Origin of the sequence: Bacillus sp. FSL K6-1106 (assembly GCF_038005245.1) — a bacterium.
In the GTDB taxonomy this organism is placed as follows: Bacteria; Bacillota; Bacilli; order Bacillales; family Bacillaceae; genus Bacillus; species Bacillus altitudinis.
The window spans coordinates 225,218-247,856 of the sequence record NZ_JBBOSV010000001.1 but is presented as its reverse complement, the minus strand read 5'-3'; the positions used below and the strand labels follow the sequence as shown (position 1 = coordinate 247,856).

The following is a 22,639-nucleotide window of genomic DNA, read 5'->3' as shown; positions in this document are numbered from 1 at the left end:
ATATCATTCATCATGAAGTCGTAATTTCTTTTAACACATTATATAAACGTGTGGACGCATCTGGTACTCCAAGTTCTTTTGTTAAACGGCTCATTTGATGTAGTTTCTCGTCATTACCAGCAATTTCATCAATTGCATGAAGCAAGCGATCTCCAGAAAGCTCTGATTCTCTTAAAACGATCGCAGCATCATGTTTTTCAAGTGATCTAGCGTTAATTTCCTGATGATTTGCGGTCACGTATGGACTTGGAATGAAGATAGTCGGAATTCCAAGTGCCGTCACTTCAGCAATCGTTGTGGCTCCCGCTCTTGCAACAATGACATCAATTGATTTTAAATACTCCGGCATTTGATGCAAGAAAGGCTTTGTGATCATATTCGGTGCTTCACCTTTTTCTTTTAATTCGTTCAGCACTTTTTCATAATGAACCTCACCTGTAATATATAAAAGCTGATAGTTCTTTGCCTTTAATTCATCTTGCATGTCAATCACTGCTCGATTGATTGGAGCTGCACCTCTGCTCCCGCCAAAAATAAGAACCGTTTTTTTCTTCTCATCCAGCCCAAACTCTTTAAGAGATTTTCCCTCTTTAATAGAGACGACTTCAGAGGCTCTTGGGTTTCCCGTAAAAACAACCTTTTCTGAAGGAAAGTGTTCCTTTGCTTCTTCAAAACAGATGGCTACTTTATTCACATACCGTGCCAGAAACTTATTTGTGATGCCTGGCAGGCTATTTTGTTCGTGAATGATCGTTGGGATTTTTAGCTTAGACGCAGCATAAACAACTGGACCACACACATAACCACCTGTTCCAATAACAGCATCCGGCTTAAATTCTTTTAAATAAGATTTACTTTTTTGGACGCCCTTTAGAAACCTCATCACTGTTTTTACATTATCAAAGGAAAGCTTTCTTTTAAAACCTGAAATTTCAATTGATTTAAAAGGGATATTTTCTCTTTCTACAATTTTCTTTTCAAGCCCATTCTCAGTGCCAATATATAAAAATTCCACATCAGGATGCAGTCTTTTCACTTCTTTAATAAAAGCTAGAGCAGGATAAATATGCCCGCCTGTTCCGCCTCCACTAATAACTATACGCATTATACCATTTCCCCTCAATTTTTTTCTGCTCTGAACAAAGTATAAACCCTGTTTTAAACAACAGGGCTCCGTCAAAACCTGTAAAGAAGAGTCAATCATCATGTTTTCGAAACAGAAACTGCCATTTTCACTCTTCAAATCATTTTTTCATACTTTTGCAAAATAAAAGTCTATATGGTTACATGAACTATCAGCACATTAATATCTAGCATATCTGCTTACATTCAAAAGTACGCCGATTGCCATCAGCATTAATGTCAGTGATGAACCGCCATAACTTAAGAATGGGAGTGTGATGCCCGTCACAGGGATGAGACCAGTGACAACTGCGATATTAATCATTACTTGAATGGCAACCATTGAGATGATACCCACTGCCAAGAAACTTCCATATAAATCTGGTGCCCCGAGGGCTATTCTAATGCCTCTCCACAATAGAACACTAAAGAGAAGCAAAATGAGTGATCCACCTATAAATCCAAGTTCTTCAGACAATATAGCAAAGATAAAGTCTGTTTGAGGCTCAGGCAAATAGAAGAATTTTTGTCTACTCTGACCTAGCCCCATTCCAAACAGACCGCCTGGACCGACAGCGTATAAGGATTGAATAATTTGAAATCCGCTGCCAAGTGGATCCTCCCAAGGATTTAAATAAGATGTAATTCGTTTTATTCGATAGGGTGCTGATAAGACAAGTGCGGCAAATCCGCTAAGCCCTAAAAGACCGAGAAAGATAAAGTGAGCGATTCTCGCACCTGAAACAAATATCATAATAATACAGGTTCCAACCATAACCGTTCCTGTACCTAGGTCCGGCTGCAGCATAATGATGGCAAATGCAGAAAACACAATGCCTAGTGCTGGGGCGAAACCTTTACGAAAGGATGTGATATTCTTTTGCTTTTCAGATAAGAATTTTGCAAGAAACGCAATCATCGCAAGCTTCATAAATTCAGAGGGCTGAATACTAAACGCACCGACACCAATCCAGCTTCTTGAACCATTTCTCTCCATACCGATACCAGGAATCAAGACAAGCACGAGGAGGAGAAAACACACTGCAATCAGTATCTTTGACCAAGTCCGCCACGTCCAATAATCGACCCGCATAATGAAAAACATTGCGATAACTCCGATTCCGGCAAACAAAAGCTGTCTTTTTGCAAAATAAAACGAATCATCAAATTTATACGATGCCCACACAGCACTTGCGCTGTACACCATAATTAAACCAATCGTCAATAAAAGTAACGTAATGACAACAAGCAAAAAATCCGGAGAAGTTTTCTTATTCGTCAAGAGACCGACACCCCAAGCATAATTTCATTTGGGCTGTCAGTCATATGAGAGACAAGCCCTTATTTAAGCATATGCACGGCGTTTACAAACATGTCTCCTCGTTCTTCAAATGTTTTATGCTGATCCCAGCTTGCACAAGCTGGAGACAATAAAATCACGTCTTCTTCTTCAGATATGCTAAACGCCGCAGGTACTGCTTGTTCAACATTATCGACATGTTTTACGTGATGTATTCCCAGCTCTTCACCAAGCTTCACAAACTTAGGCGCAGTCTCACCAAATGTAATTATTCCTTTTACATTCTTCATAAAAGGTTTTAATTCATCAAATTCATTGCCACGATCCAGTCCACCTGCTAGTAAAATGGTCGGCTGCTTGAAGGCAGACAAAGCTTTACTTGTTGCCAGTATATTGGTCGCTTTACTGTCATTATAAAATTTTCTATTTTGAATCGTCTCCACAAATTGCAAACGATGCTTCACTCCACTAAATGTAGTAAGAACTTGCGCAATCGCTTCGTTTGAGCAGTCTGCATTTTTTACAACACAAATAGCTGCTAGAATATTTTCTTGGTTATGCTCACCAGGAAGAACAACATCCTTGAGGTCAATGACATGTTCATTCATATAGTAGATGGCACCATCTTTAATAAACGCTCCATGTGCTACCGGCTCTTTAACTGAGAAAAACACTTTTTGCGCTTTCGAATCTTCTGCTAGTTTGACAACAGATGGATCATCTAGGTTAACCACAGCTACGTCATCTTCTTGTTGATGTGCATACACTTTCTGTTTTGCTTTTTCGTATTCTTCACGCGTGTGATGATAGTCTAAATGTGCGTCAAAAATATTTAATATTAAGCTGATTTTAGGTCTGAATTCAACGGTTCCCATTAACTGAAATGAAGAGAGCTCAGTTACGATCCATTCATCGCCCGCTGCACGCGCGGCAACTTCACTTGCGACCGTTCCGATATTACCTGCTACCAATGTTTTTTGGCTGTCTTTTTTCAACATTTCATAAATCAAAGTGGTCGTGGTCGTTTTTCCATTTGATCCGGTAATCCCAATAAAAGGAGATGAGGTCAAATGATACGCCAATTCTATTTCAGTCCAAACTGGAATTTTTCGGCGAAGCGCCTCTTGAACCATCACATTCTCATAAGGAATTCCAGGGTTCTTAATTAAAATCGTAATTTCTTTATCGTCGAACATACGAAGAGGATGACTGCCACAAATGACATCAATCCCCTTTTCAGAAAGTAACTGAGCAGGCTCGTTTTCTTCAAAAGCTTTTTGGTCATTGACCGTCACGTTTATTCCGTGCTCGTGAAGAATTGAGGCTGCCGCATATCCGCTTTTTGCAAGGCCTAATACTAGTACATGTTCGTCTTTTAACATTTGCATCCTATTCAATTATAACCACACCTCGATGTAAATTCCTAAAACAGCAAGCAATAAACCAGCTGTCCAGAAGGTGACAACTACTCTCCACTCAGACCAGCCAACTAACTCATAGTGGTGGTGAAGCGGGCTCATCTTAAAGATTCTTTTTCCAGTTGTTTTAAAGGAGATGACTTGAAGGATAACGGATAACGTTTCAACAACAAATACTCCTCCAATAATGACGAGTAAAATCTCAAGTTTCGTTAAAATGGCAATGGCCACTATGGCACCGCCTAAAGCAAGCGATCCCGTATCACCCATAAATACTTTTGCAGGATGCGCATTAAAGACAAGGAACCCAAGGACAGCGCCTGCTACTGCTACCGAAAAGATCGCCACATCATACTGAGATTGATTCCAAGCCAATATAGCAAAAGCTCCGAATGCAATAGCAGCTGTTCCAGATAATAAACCATCAAGTCCATCCGTGAGGTTTACCGCATTAGAACCACCGACAAGCATGAAAACGACGAGGATAAAGTATGCCCATCCTAAGTCAAAGCTGACATCTGTTCCTGGAATGCGAATAGTCGTTGCAAACTCATAATAATGGAAGACTGCATAGAAAATCACAGCAATCACAATTTGCCCGATCAGTTTTTGTTTCGATGTTAAGCCAAGATTTCGTTTCATCGCTACTTTAATATAATCATCTAAAAATCCTAATAATCCGTAGCCAAGGGTGACAAATAACAATAAAAACATTTCTGGACTAATCTCAGAGAATTTGTTAATCATCACGATCGTTGTAATTGTAATAGAAAAGATAATCATAATTCCACCCATTGTTGGGGTACCAGATTTCTTTTGGTGAGACTGAGGTCCTTCTTCTCTAATACTTTGACCAAATTTTAGTCTTCTTAAAAACGGAATAAAAATCGGGGATAAAAGAACACTGATTAAAAATCCCATTATGATTGTAAACAATATCACCTGTTCAAGCATTGTTCTTTACTCCTTCCGAATTTCCAAAGCCGTTTTCCATTAGAAAATAGCATTCATTATTATGATATTCATTCGTGTCTTTCGTATGTTGTTTTTGTACAAAATGCTTCATTTCATTACACTCTTTTCATCATTTTTAAGATTTGTTTAGATCTAAAATAGCGTCCGCTGCCACCTTGGCATCATCAAAGTCATAGACTTGATCACCAATGATTTGGTACGTCTCATGGCCTTTTCCAGCTATTAAGACTGTATCGCCCTTTTTTGCATTAGCAATGGCAAAAAAGATGGCCTGTTTCCGGTTCACAAAGCTGTGATAATAGGTGTTTGGCACGCCATTTTCCATGTCTTTCAAAATGGCTGATGGATCTTCACTTCTTGGATTATCTGATGTGAAAACAGGCTCATCTGCATATTTCACAGCGATTTGGGCCATCTGAGGGCGCTTGGTTTTATCACGGTCGCCCCCGCAGCCAACTACACAGAAAATTCTACCTTCTGTTAATTCTCTACACGTAGTCAGTACATTTTCTAAACTGTCAGGTGTGTGCGCATAATCAACGATGACTGGGAAGTCTTGATCAAAATTCACAAGTTCGAATCTTCCTTTGACTCCCTCAAGTTCTTCAATGGCACTAACGATCGTTTCAAACGTTAAGCCTGATACAATTCCTACTGATACAGCTGCTAGAATGTTATACACATTGAATTTCCCAATAAGGGCAACCGTCACATTTTTTGTGCCGATTGGGGTGATCAAATCAAATTGTGTTCCCTTTGGTTTAATTTGAATGTTCTTTGCCATTACATCTGATTCTTGCTCTAAGCCATACGTCATAATTTCAGCAGCTGTGACTTTTTCAAAATAACTAGACGCTTCATCATCTGCATTTAAAATGGCATGCTTCGGCTTATCGTGCTGAAAGGCACTTCCGAGCTGGGAAAAGAGCAAGCTTTTTGCATGTTTATATTCTTCCATTGTGTTGTGGTAGTCCAGATGATCTTGGGTAAGATTTGTAAAGACGGCAATATCATAATCACATCCATGAACACGCCCAAGATGCAAAGCATGTGATGACACTTCCATAATGGCCGTATCTACGTCTTGATCAAGCATCTGCTTAAAGGTCTTCTGAAGGGTGACACTCTCAGGTGTTGTGTTTTTCACTTCGAGAATTTCATCGTTTACCTTCATATACATCGTACCGATTAAACCTGTTTTTTTATCGGCTTTTCTCATGATTTGCTCAATCATGTGTGTTGTGGACGTTTTCCCGTTCGTTCCTGTAATACCAATTAGATTGAGTTTATGAGTTGGCTGTTCGTAAAAAGCATCTGCCATTCTTGCAAGTGCTCTTTGAGAGTGTTTTACAATAATGACTGGTACATCTGTTATGTGAAGTGGGTGTTCTGCTACAATCGCTACAGCCCCGCTTTTCACTGCTTTTTCAGCGTAATCATGTCCATCTACTGTATAGCCTTTTATACAGACAAAAAGACTCCCTTTTTTCACTTCTCTTGAATCCATTTCAATGGAAGTAATCTCCGGATTTTCGTTTATCAGTTCACTGTTTTCACTTTTAAAGTATGTAAGGAGTTCTTGTAATTTCATTTCATATCAAACCTCTCAAATTCGTTCACGTGCATGTCTTGTGAAAAAAACACACAGTCTATATTTTATCGTAAAAAAAAGGATACATCCAGCGTATTCCTTAAGTTTCTCTTGGAAAAAACACACTTTATGCTCTTTTTTTAAAGCGACCCTTCACTTTCAACAAAAAGAGGCAGCCGAATGAGTGCGGCTACCCTCTGTTCATTCTTTATTATTCATCATTTAAGTATAATCGGATCGTGGAACCTTCTTTGACCTTTGTGCCGGCAGCAGGCGATTGCTTCACCACTTTACTGCCAGTTCCTGAAGCATCAATCTTTAAATTAATCAGGAGTGATTCAAGGTCAGAAACAGATCCTCCTACAAGATTCGGTACCTCAATGGTTTTTGTGTCCAGCCATTGGTACTTCTTTTCAATTTGTCCTTTTCTTTTTTTCACACCCATTTCAGGCAGACTGTCTCGCATAATATGGCCCACAATAGGTGCTGCTACTGTCCCACCAAATTGAATCGTGCCTTTTGGGTTATCTACTGCTACATATACAACAATGCTTGGATCATCCGCAGGTGCAAACCCGATAAATGACACAATGTGGTTATTTTCCATGTACTTTCCGTCTTTTACTTTCTGTGCTGTTCCTGTTTTTCCGCCCACCCGATATCCTTCAACGAATGCATTCCGGCCAGTTCCTTGAGCGACTACACTTTCAAGGGCATACCTGATTTCTTTAGACGTCTCCGCTGAAATGACTTTCTTCTTGGCAATTGGTGATTGCTTTTTCACCACCTCTTTTGTAATTGGATCGATCCATTCTTTTGCAATATACGGCGTGTAAAGCGTTCCTCCATTTACTGCGGCTGCCACTGCAGCTACTTGTTGAATCGGCGTAACAGATACACCTTGACCAAAGGCTGTTGTTGCCTGTTCTACAGGACCAACACGATCAAGCGGGAACAAAATTCCTCTACCTTCTCCTTGAAGGTCGATGCCTGTCTTTTGACCAAAGCCGAAATTTTTAATATAAGAAAATAATTTATCTTTTCCAAGACGGTCGCCTAGCTCGACGAATCCTGGGTTACAAGAGTTTTGTACCACTTCTAGAAACGACTGTGATCCATGTCCTCCCTTTTTCCAGCATCTGAGCCTTGCGCCATCCACTGTCACAGATCCGCTGTCAAAAAATTGATCACGTTTTAAATTTACTTTATTTTCTTCCAGAGCAGCTGCCAGTGTAATGATTTTAAACGTCGATCCTGGCTCATATGTGCTCCACACCGGTAAGTTTCGGTTAAATACTTTTGAATCAACTGATTGATAGTCAGCCGGATCAAAGTCAGGTCTGCTCGACATTCCCAGCACCTCACCATTTTTCGGATTCATGGCAATGGCAATCATGCCATCTGGGTTATATTTTGCCTGAGCATTGTCTAGTTCTCGTTCGATGATGGTTTGCACTTTTGAATCAACTGTTAATTTCATATCAAGGCCATCTTTAGGCGGTGTATAATCATCTGCTTCATCTGGCATTTTCTGCCCTTTTGCATCAGAATAAAATTTCACAGAGCCTTTTTCACCTTTTAGGTCATCATCATAGTACGCTTCTAGCCCAAGTAAGCCTTGATTATCAATTCCAGCAAAACCTAATACATGAGATAAGAAACTTCCAAACGGGTAATGTCTGATGCTGTCTTCTGCTACATAGACTCCATCTAAATCAAGTTCTCTGACTTCTTTTGCTTTTTCATGAGATACTTTTCTCCCCTCTGGGGAAATTCGTTCTATAGACGTTTTCTTGGTGACATGCTTGTACGCTTTCTCCTCAGACATATTCAGTACTGCAGCTAATTTTTTGCTTGTTTCTGCTGGGTCTTTCACCTGCCGCGGCACGACTAAAATAGAGGGAGCACTTTTGTTCGTCGCAAGCTCCACCCCATTTCGGTCCAAAATATCTCCTCGTTCTGGTTCAAATGGGAGGTTACGGCTCCATGAATCTTTCGCTAAACTTGTCAGCTTCTCGCCCATAATAAACTGCACATATCCTAATCTAGTATCTATGATGAAAAAAATGATCACCCCAAACAGCAGCACGAAAAGCAATCGTTTTCTCACTGTTACACTTGACACTCGCACGCCCGGTTCACTCCTTACATATGGCTTGTTTTCATCATATGCAGGCTCGTCTTTTTATAGAACGATCTCGTCCATCGCTCAAGCAAAAGAAAAAAACCTAGCAAATGATTTGCTAGGTTTTCAAGTTAATTTGGACTTTTGAAGGTCACTGTGACGACTTTATCTGAAATCTCCGCTCCACTTTTCACGCTTTGTTTGACAGCATATCCCTGTCCATTTGTTTCAATATGCACACCTGAAATAGACGCATATTGAAGAACTTCCCTTCTGGACCAGCCTGTCATATCAGGCATTTTAATGGTTTTCCCTGCTGTTTTCAAAAAGACTTTCTGGCTTTCAGAGAATTCAGAGCCCGCACTTGGCCATTGGCGTTTAATGGATAAACCGTCACCAATAACAACAGGTGATAACTTTTTGTTTTTTGCTTCTGTTTCTGCCTGTTTCACTTCTAAATCTAGGAATGACGGCATTGTTTCTTGTTTTATTTTCTGTTTGCCAGATTTTTTATCGTCTGTTTTTGTTGGTGCAATATTTAAATAGAGCAAACTATTTTTCATCACAGGGTTAAAGATTTCTGAAACAGGGGCAGAGCCCGTTTGTGTTTCAGATAGCTGAGGCTGTTGGACAGCCACATAAACGAGCAGCTTCGGATCATCTTTTGGTGCCATTCCCATAAATGAAAAGACGTAATCGTTTCTCCCTTGAAGGTAGCCGCCAGCACCGCCAATTTGTCCTGTACCCGTTTTCCCAGCGACATCAAAACCTTTGATTTGGTATGGCTGTCCTGTGCCAATTTTTGAGGAAACGACCTCACCTAAAATGTCACGGACTTGCTTCGCTGTATCAGAAGAAATTGGTTTTCCTGCTACTGTTGGTTCGTGCTGTAAAATTGTTTTGTTTGTGTTCGGGTCTGTAATATGATCGATTACATATGGCTTCATCATCGTTCCACCGTTTGCAATGGCTGTCGCCGCTTCAATTTGCTGAATTGGGGTAATCGCGGACGCCTGACCATAAGCAGTCGATGCTTTGTCATATTCGTATCTGAAATTGATTTTACTAGACGCTTCGTTCGGCAAGTCTATGCCTGTTTTGTCATAGAAATGGAATTTTTGCAAGTATTGTTCATAGCGTGTGAAACCTAATTTTTCTTTTGCCAATTTCGCAAAAGCTACGTTTGAAGAACGTAGAACACCTTCATGAAAATCAATTTTTCCCCAGCCATTTCCGTTGTTATGGTCTCTTACAAGACCGCCGCCTACTTTATAAGTACCAGACTGATACTTGTCACTGCCTTGGTACACTCCTTCTTGGATAGCAGCAGCGAGTGTGAAAATTTTCATCGTTGAACCTGGTTCAAATGCGTAAGAAATGACATCGTTGTTATAATTCGTAATGTCGAGTTCATTTAAATTAAAGCTTGGCCGCTGTCCCATTGCAAGAACTCTTCCAGTTTTCGGATCAACGACTGTCGCAATGATTTTCTTCGGCTTATATTTTTTAGCGACCTGCGTCATACTTTCTTCAAGAAATGCTTGAATTTTTTGATCGATGGTCAGTGTGACGTTTTTCCCGTCTTTCGGGGCAACGATGTCTTCTTTACTATTCGGAAGTGCCCATCCGCTTCTGTCGCTGTTATACGTTACATAGCCATCTTTTTCTTTTAAATATTTATTCAGAGCCTTTTCTAGACCCATTGCGCCTGACATGTCCTTGGTGGCTTCATCTAATCTAGCATAACCGATTAAGTTCGAAGCAAACATGCCGTTTGGATAATACCTCTTTGTATCTTTTTCAAAGGCGATCCCAGGAAGTTTTAGCTTTTCAATTTTTTCCTTAGTTGAAAAACTAATATCCTTTCCGGCTTTACCAAACTCGACTTGGAATGCATCTTTTGTATTCAGACGCTTTAAAATTTCACTCTCACTCATATCAATGACTTTTGACAGCTCTTTTGCTGTCTTTTCTTTGTCAACGACATGCATCGGATGCTTTGGATCGACCGTCATTTTCTTGCTCATGATCGCAATCAGTTTATACACAGATGTATCTTCTGCAATCACATTTCCGTTTCTGTCTAAAATGGACCCTCTTTTGGCTTCAAGTGTTTTTTTCGATTGATATTGTTCATTGGCTTTTGCAGCTAACACTTGTCCATCGACGGTTCCCGTAATCTGAATATAAATAAAACGTGCAAGGATGATAAAGAAAAACAGGGCGAAGCAAATACTCGCAATTGCCGCGCCTCTGTTCATCATTTTATTCTTTTTAGGCATCGCCATGTTAATCGACCTTCTTAACATCTTTCGACATGCTTAAGCCTGCTTTTTTAGCGGCTTCAATGATTCTCTCTGGTTCACTTAGTAAATCTTTTTGCTTTTGCAGTTCAGTGATCTTTTTCGATTCTAAAGACACTTGCTGTTCTAGCTTCTGCACTTCGATATTTGCGTGATAAACAGCAAAGGCTTTAGAAATAATGAGGATCGAGCTGCACATGAGAGCCATGACAAACATGACAAGTAAGATTTTTTCACCAAGTGTAATAGAACCTCTTCTTCTAATCACAACCGATTGACCTTGTTGCTCGGTTTGATGTTGCTTTACTTCTCTTTGGTAAGCCAAATTACTCATAAGAAACCTCCTTTTTATCATCATCTATGGTGTCGTTTACTTTTTTTCTGCAATTCGGAGCTTCGCTGAACGGGCACGGTTGTTATATTCCAGCTCTTGTTCTGATGCAACGATTGGTTTTCTCGTGATCAGCTTCAGTTTTGGTTCAAGTCCTTCTGGAATTACTGGCAGTCCGTGCGGAAGTTCTGGAAGAGAAGACATTTCTTTAAATGTACTTTTACATATCCGATCTTCAAGTGAATGGAATGTAATGACAGAAATTCTCCCCTTCGGATTGAGTAACTCTATTGCTTGTTCTAGTGCTTCTTCAAATACTTTCAATTCATCATTTACGGCAATTCGGATCGCTTGAAATACTCTTTTCGCTGGATGTCCGCCTTTTCGTCTTGCAGGTGCGGGAATTCCTTCTTTAATAATGTCGACAAGCTCTCCTGTTGTTTCAATTGGCGCTTTTTTTCTGGCTTCTTCAATTTTGCGTGCGATTTGCTTGCTGAACTTTTCTTCCCCATATTTGTAGAAAATCCGAACTAGATCTTCAAATGGCCATTCATTCACCACTTGTTTTGCCGACAAAGCAGCGGTTTGATCCATTCGCATGTCAAGAGGTGCATCATGGTGATAACTAAAGCCTCTCTCTGGTGTGTCAAGCTGAGGTGATGAAACCCCAAGATCAAAAATCACACCGTCTACGCTTGTAATTCCTTGTTCATTCAGACGTTCTTTTAAATATCGGAAGTTGCTTTTTATGAAAAGAATGTTCGCTTTAACATGTGCGAGCTTCTCTCGTGCATGATCCAGTGCAGCATCGTCTTGGTCAAACCCAATCAATGTACCTTTTTCTGATAATTGAGATAGTAAATATGAGCTATGACCTGCGCCGCCTAGCGTGCAGTCCACATATGTACCGTCTTCTTTGACGTTTAAACCGTCAACTGTTTCTTTTAATAATACTGTCTCATGTTGAAACATGATGATATGGTCCCACCTTTTTCAAATAGAAATGAATGTGTAGAAAGCTTGCTGCACAAGGGATTATTATATATCAAATCCAATCATGTTTTCAGCAATTTCAGCAAAAGAATCTTCTTGCTCTTCTGTATATTGTTCCCAGATCGACTTACTCCACAACTCAATTCGATTTGAAACGCCGATGACCACACATTCTTTTTCGAGTTTTGCATATTGGAGTAGGTTGGATGCGATGTTAATGCGCCCCTGCTTGTCCAGATCACATTCAACTGCGCCGGAGAAGAAGAACCGGGTAAACGCACGTGCATCTTTTTTCGTTAGCGGCAGTGCTTTGAGTTTCTCTTCAATTAGTTTCCACTCACTCATAGGGTAGCCAAATAAACATTGATCAAGCCCTCTCGTCAGCACAAACTGTTCTCCGAGACCGTCTCTAAATTTAGCAGGGATGATCATGCGCCCTTTTGTATCAATCGTATGTTGGTATTCACCCATGAACATGATCATCAGAGCCCCACTTTCTCACCTATACTCTCCACTATCCACCACTTCTCTCCACAAAACTTATTTTACACTGTTTCTACATAAAAAAAAACCCTGAACTAGTCAGGGTTCATTAAAACTTTATTTCAAAGTTTGACAATTTGTTGCTTGTTTTGAAATGAAAATGGCAGATTTTTGAACGTTTTGAAGAATTCTGGACCATATTTGTTTAAAAAGTACATGATATTCCAAATTCTTTCTTGTGGTGCTTCGAGTGGTTTTAAACTATTTTCAATCCGTTCAAAATCTCGAAGGATATATCCTTCCTTCTCTTCCACACGCTTTGCAACCTTTTGATAAACAAATTGAAGCTGGTCTTCTATAAATTTGGCATTTTTATCTAATAGCTGTTCAAAGCTTGGTTCGATCTCTAGCGCTTCTTGTCTCATGGCCTCATGAACATTCGCTAATTCACGTTTGGCATGTTGAACCGATTGAACGAAGCTGTCTGGAAGACTTTGCTGAAAGTGCGCATCCTTTTTTTCTTTCACGCCTTTTGTCAGCACTTCTTCAACCGACAATTCTCTTATCGGCAGCTTCTTATCAATGTGCCGTTCAAGAATGGTGACATGCAGTCTTGGAAGAACGGGTGCCATTTTGACATCGAAGTACTCGAAGATGCCTTTCAGCTCACCCCAATAGTTCACTTCACCGTGTCCAGCCATAAAAGCAAGCGTTGGAAGAAGGGTTTCCTGCATCAATGGACGGGTCACCACATTATTGCTAAACCGCTCTGGGTGCTCCTCGACTTCCTGCAAAAGCTCATCTTTTGTCCAAGTAAGCCCCACTTCAGATATAGAAAATTGGCCATTCTCTTGTTCAATGAGGAAACGCTCATCATCATATTCGTAAAACAAGTTGGCTTGATGGTCACCAGCTTCAATAATCGGCTGATACCCCGCTTGTTCCATGGCAGCCTGCGTGTTATTTAAGTGAGCCACGATCGCATCACTCGACTCCACAATTTGCTTGAATAACGTACGTTCAAGTGGCTTCACGCCAAAGTCTCCTGAATTCAATAACAGCAGTCCATCTTCTTCAAATAGATCGCAAACAATCCACTCAAAGAAATCAGTAAACGTTTCTGATTTGCGTAAACATCGAAGAAGCTGATCAAACAAGTCATTTGTGTAAGCAGATTCCTCATAGGTTGAAAATACATCACGAAGCCATCTCTCTGTTTTCTCTTGGTGTAGAGGTGTTCTTTTCGCAGCTGTTTTTTTCACATGATGTAATGGAAGCTTTTGTTTGACTGGGCCTTTTTCGCCAGACGTGTACACAAAGTTAATTTCGTCTACGTCGTGATCTTCACCCGCTACCCAAAAGACCGGAATAACAGGAATGCCAAGCTCTGATTCTTTTTCTTTGGCAAACTGAATAATGGAAATGATTTTATGTATGGTATAAAGCGGACCTGTTAAGAGACCTGCCTGCTGTCCTCCAACCACCATGACACTCCGTTCATCACGGATCTTCTCAATATTCTCACGCATCGCAGCCGAATCAAATTTTGCATGATATGCGCTCATATAATCCGCTAAAGCCTCGCGCGGGAAGCTCCTTTCCATGAGATCGTCGTATCTCTTTTTCCATGTGTGCTCAGAATGTATATCATAATCAAAAAAAGCAGTCATCTCTTTTTTTTCTTCTATATAATCACGTATGAATAAATTCTGACTTCGGATGGAAAGTTCAGTCAATTGCATGTTTAGAACTTCCTTTCTTCAATAAATAGTTAGTTTCCCGAAAAAAGTATAGCATGTAAATGAGCTCACTCAAAAGATTTTGTTTGCTTTTTTTCCAATACTTCCAAGCTTCTATTCAAGAAAGTGAGGAATGGCGGCGTCATCCCTTGACCTTGAGCTTTTTTTAAAAGGTAGCCAATGATTGCTTTTCTTTCAGTTTGGCGGCCTTTGACGATATCTTGCAGCATCGACGATTGATTGGCAGCCGTTTGATGGCAAATTGATTTCACATGAGCCCATAGACGATCTTTCTCAAGCAACCCTAGAATGGAAACCGCTTCTTCAAATGCACATGTCATCATATGTTCATATGACGGGTTCGATACCAATTCCCCATTATTCACATGTAATAAAGCCGTCAACGGATTAATACACACATTGACGAGCAGTTTTTCCTCCAGTACTTTCTTCCATTCATCTGTATAAACCATTTGAAAATCGACCGTTGATAGTTCACTACCCATAGGTTCTTTTTCCTCATGCAGAAATGCTCCCCACTTGATGACACCAATTCCTGTATGGTTTACTGCGCGATCAGACACCTTCATTGCGCCATGCTCTACTACACCAATATATAACTGATGTGCCGTTTTCCAGTTCTTTAAATCGACGAGGTGGGCCATTCCGTTCTGCAAAAATAAGATCCGATGACGAGGCAGTCCCGATAATTCCCCTAGAACATCTTGCAGATGATGATACTTCACTGTCACAATCAGCAAATCAAATATTCCTTTGACCCCCGTATCGGCCCCAACAGCTGATTGAATGGTTTCCCCTCTTACCATTCGTTCGATGCCTAATGCTCGAATTTCTTCTGCCTGCTGTTTTCTTCTTGTAAAGACGGTGATGTCATGATGCTCTGATAAATAACTGGCACAAAGCAGACCAATCGCACCACCGCCAATGATTCCAATTTTCAATTGCCGCACTTCCCTTTTTCTGTTTACTTCATATTATCAACTATTTTACCAGTTTCGTGCTACGATGCAAAAAGCAGATAACGCGCTATGATTGAATTTTTTTAATTAAAAAACTATAATAATAAGTGTAAAAACTTTTTTAGGCGGATGGGATGAAAACGCCTTCAATGACATCACTGTCAACATTATGTGTGTAAGGGGGAAGATCACATGACACAAGTAAAACGTCTTCTGATTAACTACAAAACATTAGAGGAATTTAAACAATTTAAGGAATATGGCATACAAGAACTTTCCATGCTTGAAGACCTAGAAAGTAATATGATTGAAAATGACAGCAACTCTCCATTTTATGGGATTTACTTTGGAGATAAGCTTGTGGCACGTATGAGCCTCTATCAAGTAGATGGCTCGACGACGACGTATTTTGACCATAATCATGATTATCTAGAGCTGTGGAAGCTAGAAGTGCTGCCAGGATATCAGCGTAAAGGTTACGGCGAAGCACTTGTTGATTTCGCAAAATCTTTTGGCCTTCCAATTCGAACGAATCCACGCGTCAAATCTGCCGGTTTTTGGGATAAAATGGGCTTTGAAGCGGTGAAATATGATATGGAACGCGATAAAGGAGAAAACCCACTCATTTGGGAGCCTGCACATATTCAAAAGAACACAGGTGAGTCCGCTTAATCATTTTAATCATTAAGAAAACGCCCCTCTGTCCATCTGTGAGGGGCGTTTTCTTATTTTGCGTAATCTTTTAAGCTGATATTCTGTTTGACTCTTTCAACAATACCAATAAGTGCCCGGTAATCTTCTTCTGTCATTTTTAATTGACGTTTCAGCTGTTCATTTTCTTTGGTGAGTGATTTTAATTGATGCTGTGCATCTTTAAGCTCCTCCCGTAAATAAGCTGGACCAGATGGTTCTTTCTCAAGCTGCTCTAGAAACCGAATTACTTCTCGAAGCGTCAGTTCAGTCTGATCAGAAGATTTCTTCTCCTCTATGGTGAACGCATGCTGCGGTAAACCCGAAGAATGGATACCAATTTTTTTACGCAGTTCTTTTCGCTGTTTTTTGGCAAGCTCAATGCCTGCCTGGTACTGCTTTCTGACGTAAGAATTCCACCTGAATCCACATGCTGCTGCTGTTCTTGACAATGCTTTTCCAACCTCTTCAAATGCTGAAAGCTGGGTACCCCCATCTCGGATATGCCTTAAAACAACTTCTGCTAAAAGTAAATCTTCATCTTGTGTCCATGCGTCCTGCCGTGTAATCGTCAACTCATCATCCCCCCTGAATCTGAATACCACATCATATGCGCTTACTAGAGTAGATAGACTATTTGCAGGAGAGAAACCTAAAAAATAGATCAATAAAAAAACGCAAGGGAAGATTCCCTCACGTTTTTTTATCAAGCATTAGTTGCTTTTTACGTCTTTGCCTTTGTATGTTCCGCAAGATTTGCAGACACGATGAGAAATTTTCATTTCACCGCATTCTGGGCAAGCTACCATACCAGGTACTTGTAGTTTGAAATGCGTACGACGCAATCTTTTTTTCATTTTAGAAGTTCTTCTAAAAGGTACAGCCATTATTCCCACCTCCTTAAAGAGTTAAGATTCATTATTTTCTTCTAAGAGCTTCTTCAAGCCTTCCAGACGAGGATCAATTCGGTTTTGATGTGCATCTTCCGAAATGACCGCCCAGTCATTCCCTTCCTGTGGTGCAGCACCTTTTACGTCAGCTTGGTCGCAAAAGATTTGCATGGGCACTTCAAGAAGAATTTCTTCCTTGACTATAGGCGTTAAGTCGATGATATCGTCTTCTACAACAGATACGTCTTCATCTTCTATATCGTCTGTCTTATGAAGTACAAATAGTTCTTTTGTTGAAATCGCAAATGGATAATTTACATCAACAAGCGTTCTTGAACAAGGCAATGTCATTTCACCTGTGATGGTTAAATCAAATGCGACTTGCTTTGATTCGATCACTCCAGTCCCATTCACCTCTACTGGTGAAATACGACGTATATCTGAATGAAGGCTAGTAAGTTCATTTAAGTCAACCGTCTCATGAAAATCGAAGCTGTTTTTAGCTTTTTGATGTAACTGATAAACTGTCCATTTCAATTGTATCACCTCTAAGAGCAACAAACATGATTATAGCTTTCATCATGCTATTTGTCAATATTTTTTCTTTACAGTCCTTCATGATGTCAAAGGGCTGTTTGACATCAGTTCTCGGAATGCCTACACTGAAAAAAATGGTCTTCATTTTTCCCTTATGCTACTGTAGCACAGACCATTTAACCATAGCAAGAAAGGCGGAACATCTATTGAAAGCAGTGGGAGTCGTTGTCGAGTACAATCCATTTCATTATGGGCATGCCTATCATGTGAATCAGGCGAAAAAACAAACCTCCTCAGATGTTGCCATTGCCATCATGAGCGGTTCTTTCCTCCAGCGCGGGGAGCCTGCCATCGTCTCAAAATGGGCACGTACAAAAATGGCACTGCAAAACGGCGTAGACATTGTGTGTGAGCTTCCATACATATATGCCGTACAAAAGGCAGAAACCTTCGCCAATGGCGCTGTGTCCATCCTCGATGCATTAAAATGCCATTCTCTTTTTTTCGGCAGTGAGGATGGAGAGATCAACGCATTTGAGCGCACAGCACACGCTTGGCATGAAAAAAAGGCAGAGATTGATCTTTTAACAAAAGAAAAGGTGAAAGAAGGTCTTAGTTATCCCGCAGCAGCAGCAGGTGCGTTTCAAGAGGCCATTCATACTGAACACTTACTGGATTTGTCCAAACCAAATAACATTTTAGGCTTTCATTATGTTAAAGCCATCTTAGAGAGAGCTCCTCACATGCAGCCTTTTACGTCTCAAAGAATTGCATCTGATTATCATGATGAAGAACTGCCTGACAACCAAAAAATCGCAAGCGCCACAAGTATCCGAAAAGCTTTAAAAGAACAGAGCTCATTTCAAGCAGTCACGCCCTACCTCCCGGACGCTACTTTAAAGCAATTACACGACTATCATTCTTCATATGGTCTTTTACATACGCAAGAAGCCTATTTTCGCTTTCTGAAACATGTTTTTCATACAATGGATACGAGTGAACTAGAGGGCATATATGAAATTGAAGAAGGCATTGAACACCGCATGCAAAAAGCCATGACACATGCATCTTCCTACGAGGAGTATCTATCACTTGTCAAAACAAAACGATATACGTGGACAAGGTTACAGCGGATGAATACGCATCTATTAATGAACGTGAAGAAAAAGACGATGCACGAGCTGCTTGAAAAGAAAAAAGCGCCCTATATTCGTTTACTTGGAATGACAAGGAAAGGACAACAGTACTTGTCTCTTGTAAAAAAAGAGTTGGATGTACCACTTGTGAGTAAACTGTCTTCCTTTTCACATCCCGCCCTTGATCTTGATATTCGCGCTTCAAGGGTGTTTAGCCTTCCCATCTCTGAACCCATGCAAACAGAATTAACAAAAGCAGAGTTTAAAACATCACCGATTCGATATGATGAAGAGAGCGGACTCTTTTCATCTCGATAGAAAAAAGCAGCCTGATTGCAGGCTGCTCTTTTTTATGATGCTTTCTCTTTTAATTTGTTTAAATAGTTTAGTGCGTCCTGCATGGTATCCACAGGAACGATTTTCATATCACTTTTAATATCTTTTGCTGTTTTGACTGCATTTTTGTAATCAGAGTTTGGGTCACCTTTATCATTCGGTGCAAAGAAGATGTCTTTCCCTGCTTTGTCTGCTGCAACAACCTTTTGATCAATTCCGCCAATCGGTCCGACTGTACCATCTGCATCAATCGTTCCAGTTCCTGCGATCGCATAGCCGTGTGTTTCATCTTCTTTTGTCAGCTGATTGTAAATTTCAAGTGACATCATTAAACCAGCCGATGGACCGCCGATGTTTTCAATATCCACTTTCACAGAAGGAGACACTTTCACATGACGGTCTGTAAATAATGATACGCCAATTCCCACTCGTTTTGGCTCTTCTTTAAATGGTTTTAACGTCACGTTCTGCGTGATTTCTTTGCCATTACGTTCAAGTACAAAACGGACAGTCGTGCCTGCTTTTTTACTGCTGATATACGAAACCATTTTATCTGCTGACTCATATGTATGGCCGTCGACGCTTTTGATCTTATCGCCAACTTCAATCTTCCCATATGCAGGCATTCCTTTCATCACATAGCTCGCATATACCCCATTAAACGTATAATCTACTTTTTTTCCCGCTTTTGTATAAGCGGCAATCATCGCATTTTCTTGAGAACTTTTCATGAGCTGCAGCTGCCGTTTCATATAATCCTCATCAGACTCTCCGTCCGCTTTAATATTTTCTTCTGGAACGATTTCGTCATACTTGTTCATTTTTGCAAGCAAATACGTATATGGATTGGCTGGACCTACTTTAATGGTCATAAGAGAAAAGCTGCCCTTCTCGCCATATCCTCCGTCCACTTGAATGTGTGGCGCAATTTCTGTTGCATCACCTGGCTTTGTGACGTAATAGGGCAGTTTCACAAAAGTTAAGCCAAATAAGACTAGAACAACAGCAAAAAAGCTGAGCCAGCGAATATTTAATTTTTTCATTCGATTAACACTCCCATTTATCAATGACATCTTTCAGTTTTCCTTTTAGTTGGTCGGCGGCGAGTTCACCTGCTTCAATCATTTCTTGAACCTGTGTAAACGCACTAGAGCTAAAGGTCTCGAGCTTCGGCCGAATCATGAGATCTGCATGAATGGTTTGGTGACGAACCAATTCATTTTGAAGGATGTCCAAACTTTGCATAATGACATCCGATAATCTCGTTGCCTTTTCTGTTTTTTTCACCCTTGATACATCAGAGGCGATAATGAGATCTGCCCCCATTTCTTTGAGAACAGAAACAGGAATGCGGTCCACTACCGCTCCATCCACCAATTGCCTGCCGCCTATTTCATGCGGAACAAACACACCCGGAATGCTAATGCTTGCCCTGACTGCTTGTGAGACAGATCCTTCTTTGAACACAACCTTCTCCCCTGTCTGAAGGTCACAGGCGACAATTGCAAGAGGCACGCGCATTTCTTCAATATTCTTCCCATATGTAAACGTGTGAATCAGCTGCAAAATTCGATTTCCTTTTAACAGACCGATTTTTGGCAGTGTATAGTCAGCATAATACTTTCTTCTGAAGACAAGTGCAAGTTTTTTCATTTTTTCTACGTCTTGTCCTGCTGCATAAAAGCTCCCCACAAGAGCACCAATACTGCTTCCTGCGATCATATCCACCTGAATTCCTTGTTTCTCAAGACTAGATAAAACCCCGATATGCGCCATCCCTCTGGCACCCCCGGAGCCCAGCGCAAGCCCGATAATCGGTCGTTTCATGAATCCACCCTCCTCTTTCTATGCATATATACGAATCTATAGGTCTAAACATGCCCCTTCTCATCGTATAGTAATAGAAGACAGGCTCGGCTAGCATCTCTTTTTCTTTAATCACGAGCTCGCCAATAGATTATAACGGCAAGGGGCGACATCTCCATGAAAAAATGGAACACTCTGTTCATCGCTGCTTTTTTTATCTTTTTAACAGCCACTGTGATTACACATCCACAAGCCTCTTTGCAAGCATCGAAAAATGGACTTGCAATGTGGTGGGAAGTGGTTTTTCCATCGCTGCTACCTTTTTTTATTTTGTCCGAGCTATTAATCAGTTTCGGGATTGTCAGATTTGTCGGCGTATTATTAGAGCCATTTATGCGGCCTATCTTTCGGGTGCCTGGTGTCGGCGGATTTGTACTGGCGATGGGAATGGCCTCTGGTTTTCCTTCTGGCGCTAAATTGACGACAAGACTTCGGCAGGAAGGACAGCTGACAAGAATTGAAGCAGAACGCCTTGTGTCATTTACCAATTCTTCAAACCCTTTGTTCATTTTTGGAGCAGTGGCTGTAGGATTTTTTCATCACCCAGCTTTAGGCATTGTGTTAGCCTGTGCACATTATTTAGGAAATCTCGCGGTTGGGGTGACAATGCGCGGATATAAAGCACGTCATGATGCGCACCTCAGAAGCCGAAAAGGATTTTTATTGCCTCCAATTCGAGAAGCATTCAGCGCTCTTCATACGGCAAGACTTGCAGAGAAAAGACCACTTGGCCAAATATTAAGTGACGCTGTCATGTCATCTGTTCAAACGCTCTTTATGATTGGCGGCTTTATCATTTTATTTTCTGTCTTTAGTCAAATGCTCGCTGTCGTTCATGTGACAGATCTTCTCTCTATCGGGATCGGCTCTATACTGAAAACGATGCACCTTCCGCCGGAATTAGATCTAGCCATGATTGCGGGTCTATTTGAAATCACATTAGGAAGTCAGCTCACAGGATCACAAGAGGTTTCCATGCTCGCTAAAACAATTGTGGTCAGCTTTATTTTAGGATTTAGCGGATTCTCCGTTCAAGCTCAGGTAGCCGGGATTTTGGCAGCCACCGATATACGCTTTAAACCGTTTTTCTTCGCCCGTTTGCTTCACGGTATTTACGCAGCCGTCTTTGCTTTTTTGTTATTCAAACCCCTTTATGTCTCTAAAGCAGACATGGCGCTTCCAGCAGGGGCATTTGAAACAAGCGAGCAAGTCGTGATGTTTAGCAGCATGTTATGGAATCAGCTTGTATCTGCTGGTCCCCTCATCACCTTGTTCAGTCTGATCGTGTATATTGCACTCTATTATCAGAAATTAAAAAATGGATGAGTGCACAATGCACTCATCCATTAAATTTCTCTTTCAGCGCAGCTTCGACCTCTTGCGGTACAAGCTCTTTGACTGATCCATGATATTTCGCTACTTCTTTAACAATGCTTGAACTTAAGAAGGAGTATTGATTATTCGTCATCATAAAGAACGTTTCAATGTCATCATTCAACACTTTGTTCATTGATGTCCCTTGCATCTCGTATTCAAAGTCCGTCACCGCTCTAAGTCCGCGTAAAATGACTTTCGCCTCTTTTTGTTTCGCATAATCAACGAGCAGTCCATGAAAGGATTCCACTTTGATATTTGGTAGCTCCTTTGTTGCTTGACGAATGAGTTCACATCGCTCTTCAACAGTAAACAACGGCTTTTTTGACGAGTTATTGAGGACGCACACATATACTTCATCAAAAATCTTTGCCCCTCTTTTAATAATATCCAAATGGCCCAATGTGACTGGATCGAAGCTACCCGGACAAACGGCTATATTCCCCATGC

21 protein-coding genes are annotated in these 22,639 nt (G+C 40.7%); 3 read left to right on the top strand and 18 right to left on the bottom strand.

All coding sequences use genetic code 11. The features are described from left to right. Positions 1-10 precede the first annotated feature (10 nt). The 12 genes from murG to MHI20_RS01255 all read right to left on the bottom strand — a co-directional run bounded on the left by murG (position 11) and on the right by MHI20_RS01255 (position 15,342). On the bottom strand, positions 11-1,105 hold the full coding sequence (murG, locus tag MHI20_RS01310) for an undecaprenyldiphospho-muramoylpentapeptide beta-N-acetylglucosaminyltransferase (RefSeq protein WP_335350262.1): 1,095 nt from the start codon (positions 1,103-1,105) through the stop codon (positions 11-13). A 198-nt stretch (positions 1,106-1,303) separates the two neighbouring features. Beyond that, complete coding sequence (gene spoVE, locus MHI20_RS01305) at positions 1,304-2,404, bottom strand: stage V sporulation protein E (protein WP_007499768.1); 1,101 nt, start codon at positions 2,402-2,404, stop codon at positions 1,304-1,306. A 59-nt stretch (positions 2,405-2,463) separates the two neighbouring features. Beyond that, a complete protein-coding gene (gene murD, locus MHI20_RS01300) occupies positions 2,464-3,810 on the bottom strand; it encodes a UDP-N-acetylmuramoyl-L-alanine--D-glutamate ligase (RefSeq protein WP_414642620.1) in 1,347 nt (448 codons plus the stop codon). A gap of 9 nt (positions 3,811-3,819) precedes the next feature. Continuing rightward, positions 3,820-4,794: a phospho-N-acetylmuramoyl-pentapeptide-transferase gene (gene mraY / locus MHI20_RS01295; protein ID WP_007499771.1), complete on the bottom strand. Its 975-nt coding sequence runs from the start codon at positions 4,792-4,794 to the stop codon at positions 3,820-3,822. Between the two features lie 136 nt (positions 4,795-4,930). After that, positions 4,931-6,406: a UDP-N-acetylmuramoyl-L-alanyl-D-glutamate--2,6-diaminopimelate ligase gene (locus MHI20_RS01290; RefSeq protein WP_024720307.1), complete on the bottom strand. Its 1,476-nt coding sequence runs from the start codon at positions 6,404-6,406 to the stop codon at positions 4,931-4,933. Between the two features lie 211 nt (positions 6,407-6,617). Next, positions 6,618-8,537, bottom strand: a complete 1,920-nt coding sequence (locus tag MHI20_RS01285; protein ID WP_019743279.1) for a stage V sporulation protein D — start codon at positions 8,535-8,537, stop codon at positions 6,618-6,620. A 125-nt stretch (positions 8,538-8,662) separates the two neighbouring features. Then, a complete protein-coding gene (locus MHI20_RS01280; protein WP_045034300.1) occupies positions 8,663-10,813 on the bottom strand; it encodes a penicillin-binding protein in 2,151 nt (716 codons plus the stop codon). A 7-nt stretch (positions 10,814-10,820) separates the two neighbouring features. Continuing rightward, positions 10,821-11,168, bottom strand: a complete 348-nt coding sequence (ftsL, locus tag MHI20_RS01275) for a cell division protein FtsL (protein ID WP_025207292.1) — start codon at positions 11,166-11,168, stop codon at positions 10,821-10,823. Between the two features lie 36 nt (positions 11,169-11,204). Beyond that, positions 11,205-12,137: a 16S rRNA (cytosine(1402)-N(4))-methyltransferase RsmH gene (gene rsmH / locus MHI20_RS01270; protein ID WP_007499781.1), complete on the bottom strand. Its 933-nt coding sequence runs from the start codon at positions 12,135-12,137 to the stop codon at positions 11,205-11,207. A 66-nt stretch (positions 12,138-12,203) separates the two neighbouring features. Beyond that, complete coding sequence (mraZ, locus tag MHI20_RS01265) at positions 12,204-12,635, bottom strand: division/cell wall cluster transcriptional repressor MraZ (protein ID WP_003211163.1); 432 nt, start codon at positions 12,633-12,635, stop codon at positions 12,204-12,206. 128 nt (positions 12,636-12,763) lie between these two features. Then, positions 12,764-14,383, bottom strand: a complete 1,620-nt coding sequence (bshC, locus tag MHI20_RS01260; RefSeq protein ID WP_159159610.1) for a bacillithiol biosynthesis cysteine-adding enzyme BshC — start codon at positions 14,381-14,383, stop codon at positions 12,764-12,766. 65 nt (positions 14,384-14,448) lie between these two features. Continuing rightward, positions 14,449-15,342 carry a 2-dehydropantoate 2-reductase gene (locus tag MHI20_RS01255; RefSeq protein ID WP_159159609.1) on the bottom strand — a complete coding sequence of 298 codons (894 nt, stop codon included), beginning with the start codon at positions 15,340-15,342 and terminating at the stop codon, positions 14,449-14,451. 210 nt (positions 15,343-15,552) lie between these two features. Between MHI20_RS01255 and MHI20_RS01250 the strand changes: the two genes are divergently transcribed. Next, the gene (locus MHI20_RS01250; protein ID WP_007499784.1) at positions 15,553-16,032 is read left to right on the top strand and encodes an N-acetyltransferase; all 480 of its coding nucleotides are present in this window, start codon (positions 15,553-15,555) and stop codon (positions 16,030-16,032) included. Positions 16,033-16,085: 53 nt separating this feature from the next. Here the strand turns inward: MHI20_RS01250 and gerR are convergent, their stop codons facing one another. From gerR to MHI20_RS01235, 3 genes are all read right to left on the bottom strand, one after another. Further along, positions 16,086-16,625, bottom strand: coding sequence for a sporulation-specific transcriptional regulator GerR (gerR, locus tag MHI20_RS01245; RefSeq protein WP_249856005.1), 540 nt, complete (start codon positions 16,623-16,625; stop codon positions 16,086-16,088). 138 nt (positions 16,626-16,763) lie between these two features. After that, complete coding sequence (gene rpmF / locus MHI20_RS01240) at positions 16,764-16,937, bottom strand: 50S ribosomal protein L32 (RefSeq protein WP_008354700.1); 174 nt, start codon at positions 16,935-16,937, stop codon at positions 16,764-16,766. A 21-nt stretch (positions 16,938-16,958) separates the two neighbouring features. Beyond that, entirely contained in the window at positions 16,959-17,477 is a 519-nt protein-coding gene (locus MHI20_RS01235) for a YceD family protein (protein WP_268355677.1), read from the bottom strand. Positions 17,478-17,683: 206 nt separating this feature from the next. On the opposite strand from MHI20_RS01235, the gene MHI20_RS01230 reads away from it, so the two are divergent. Then, on the top strand, positions 17,684-18,931 hold the full coding sequence (locus tag MHI20_RS01230; RefSeq protein ID WP_363368245.1) for a nucleotidyltransferase: 1,248 nt from the start codon (positions 17,684-17,686) through the stop codon (positions 18,929-18,931). A 32-nt stretch (positions 18,932-18,963) separates the two neighbouring features. Here the strand turns inward: MHI20_RS01230 and MHI20_RS01225 are convergent, their stop codons facing one another. Both MHI20_RS01225 and MHI20_RS01220 read right to left on the bottom strand, forming a co-directional pair. Beyond that, entirely contained in the window at positions 18,964-19,992 is a 1,029-nt protein-coding gene (locus MHI20_RS01225) for a SepM family pheromone-processing serine protease (protein WP_017359372.1), read from the bottom strand. 4 nt (positions 19,993-19,996) lie between these two features. Next, positions 19,997-20,776, bottom strand: a complete 780-nt coding sequence (locus tag MHI20_RS01220) for a patatin-like phospholipase family protein (protein WP_017367186.1) — start codon at positions 20,774-20,776, stop codon at positions 19,997-19,999. Positions 20,777-20,932: 156 nt separating this feature from the next. Here MHI20_RS01220 and ylbJ point away from each other — a divergent pair, with 156 nt between their 5' ends. Beyond that, the gene (ylbJ, locus tag MHI20_RS01215) at positions 20,933-22,141 is read left to right on the top strand and encodes a sporulation integral membrane protein YlbJ (RefSeq protein ID WP_056704698.1); all 1,209 of its coding nucleotides are present in this window, start codon (positions 20,933-20,935) and stop codon (positions 22,139-22,141) included. A 13-nt stretch (positions 22,142-22,154) separates the two neighbouring features. Here ylbJ and coaD read toward each other — a convergent pair whose 3' ends face one another. Beyond that, a complete protein-coding gene (coaD, locus tag MHI20_RS01210) occupies positions 22,155-22,637 on the bottom strand; it encodes a pantetheine-phosphate adenylyltransferase (protein ID WP_007499803.1) in 483 nt (160 codons plus the stop codon). Positions 22,638-22,639: the final 2 nt, after the last annotated feature.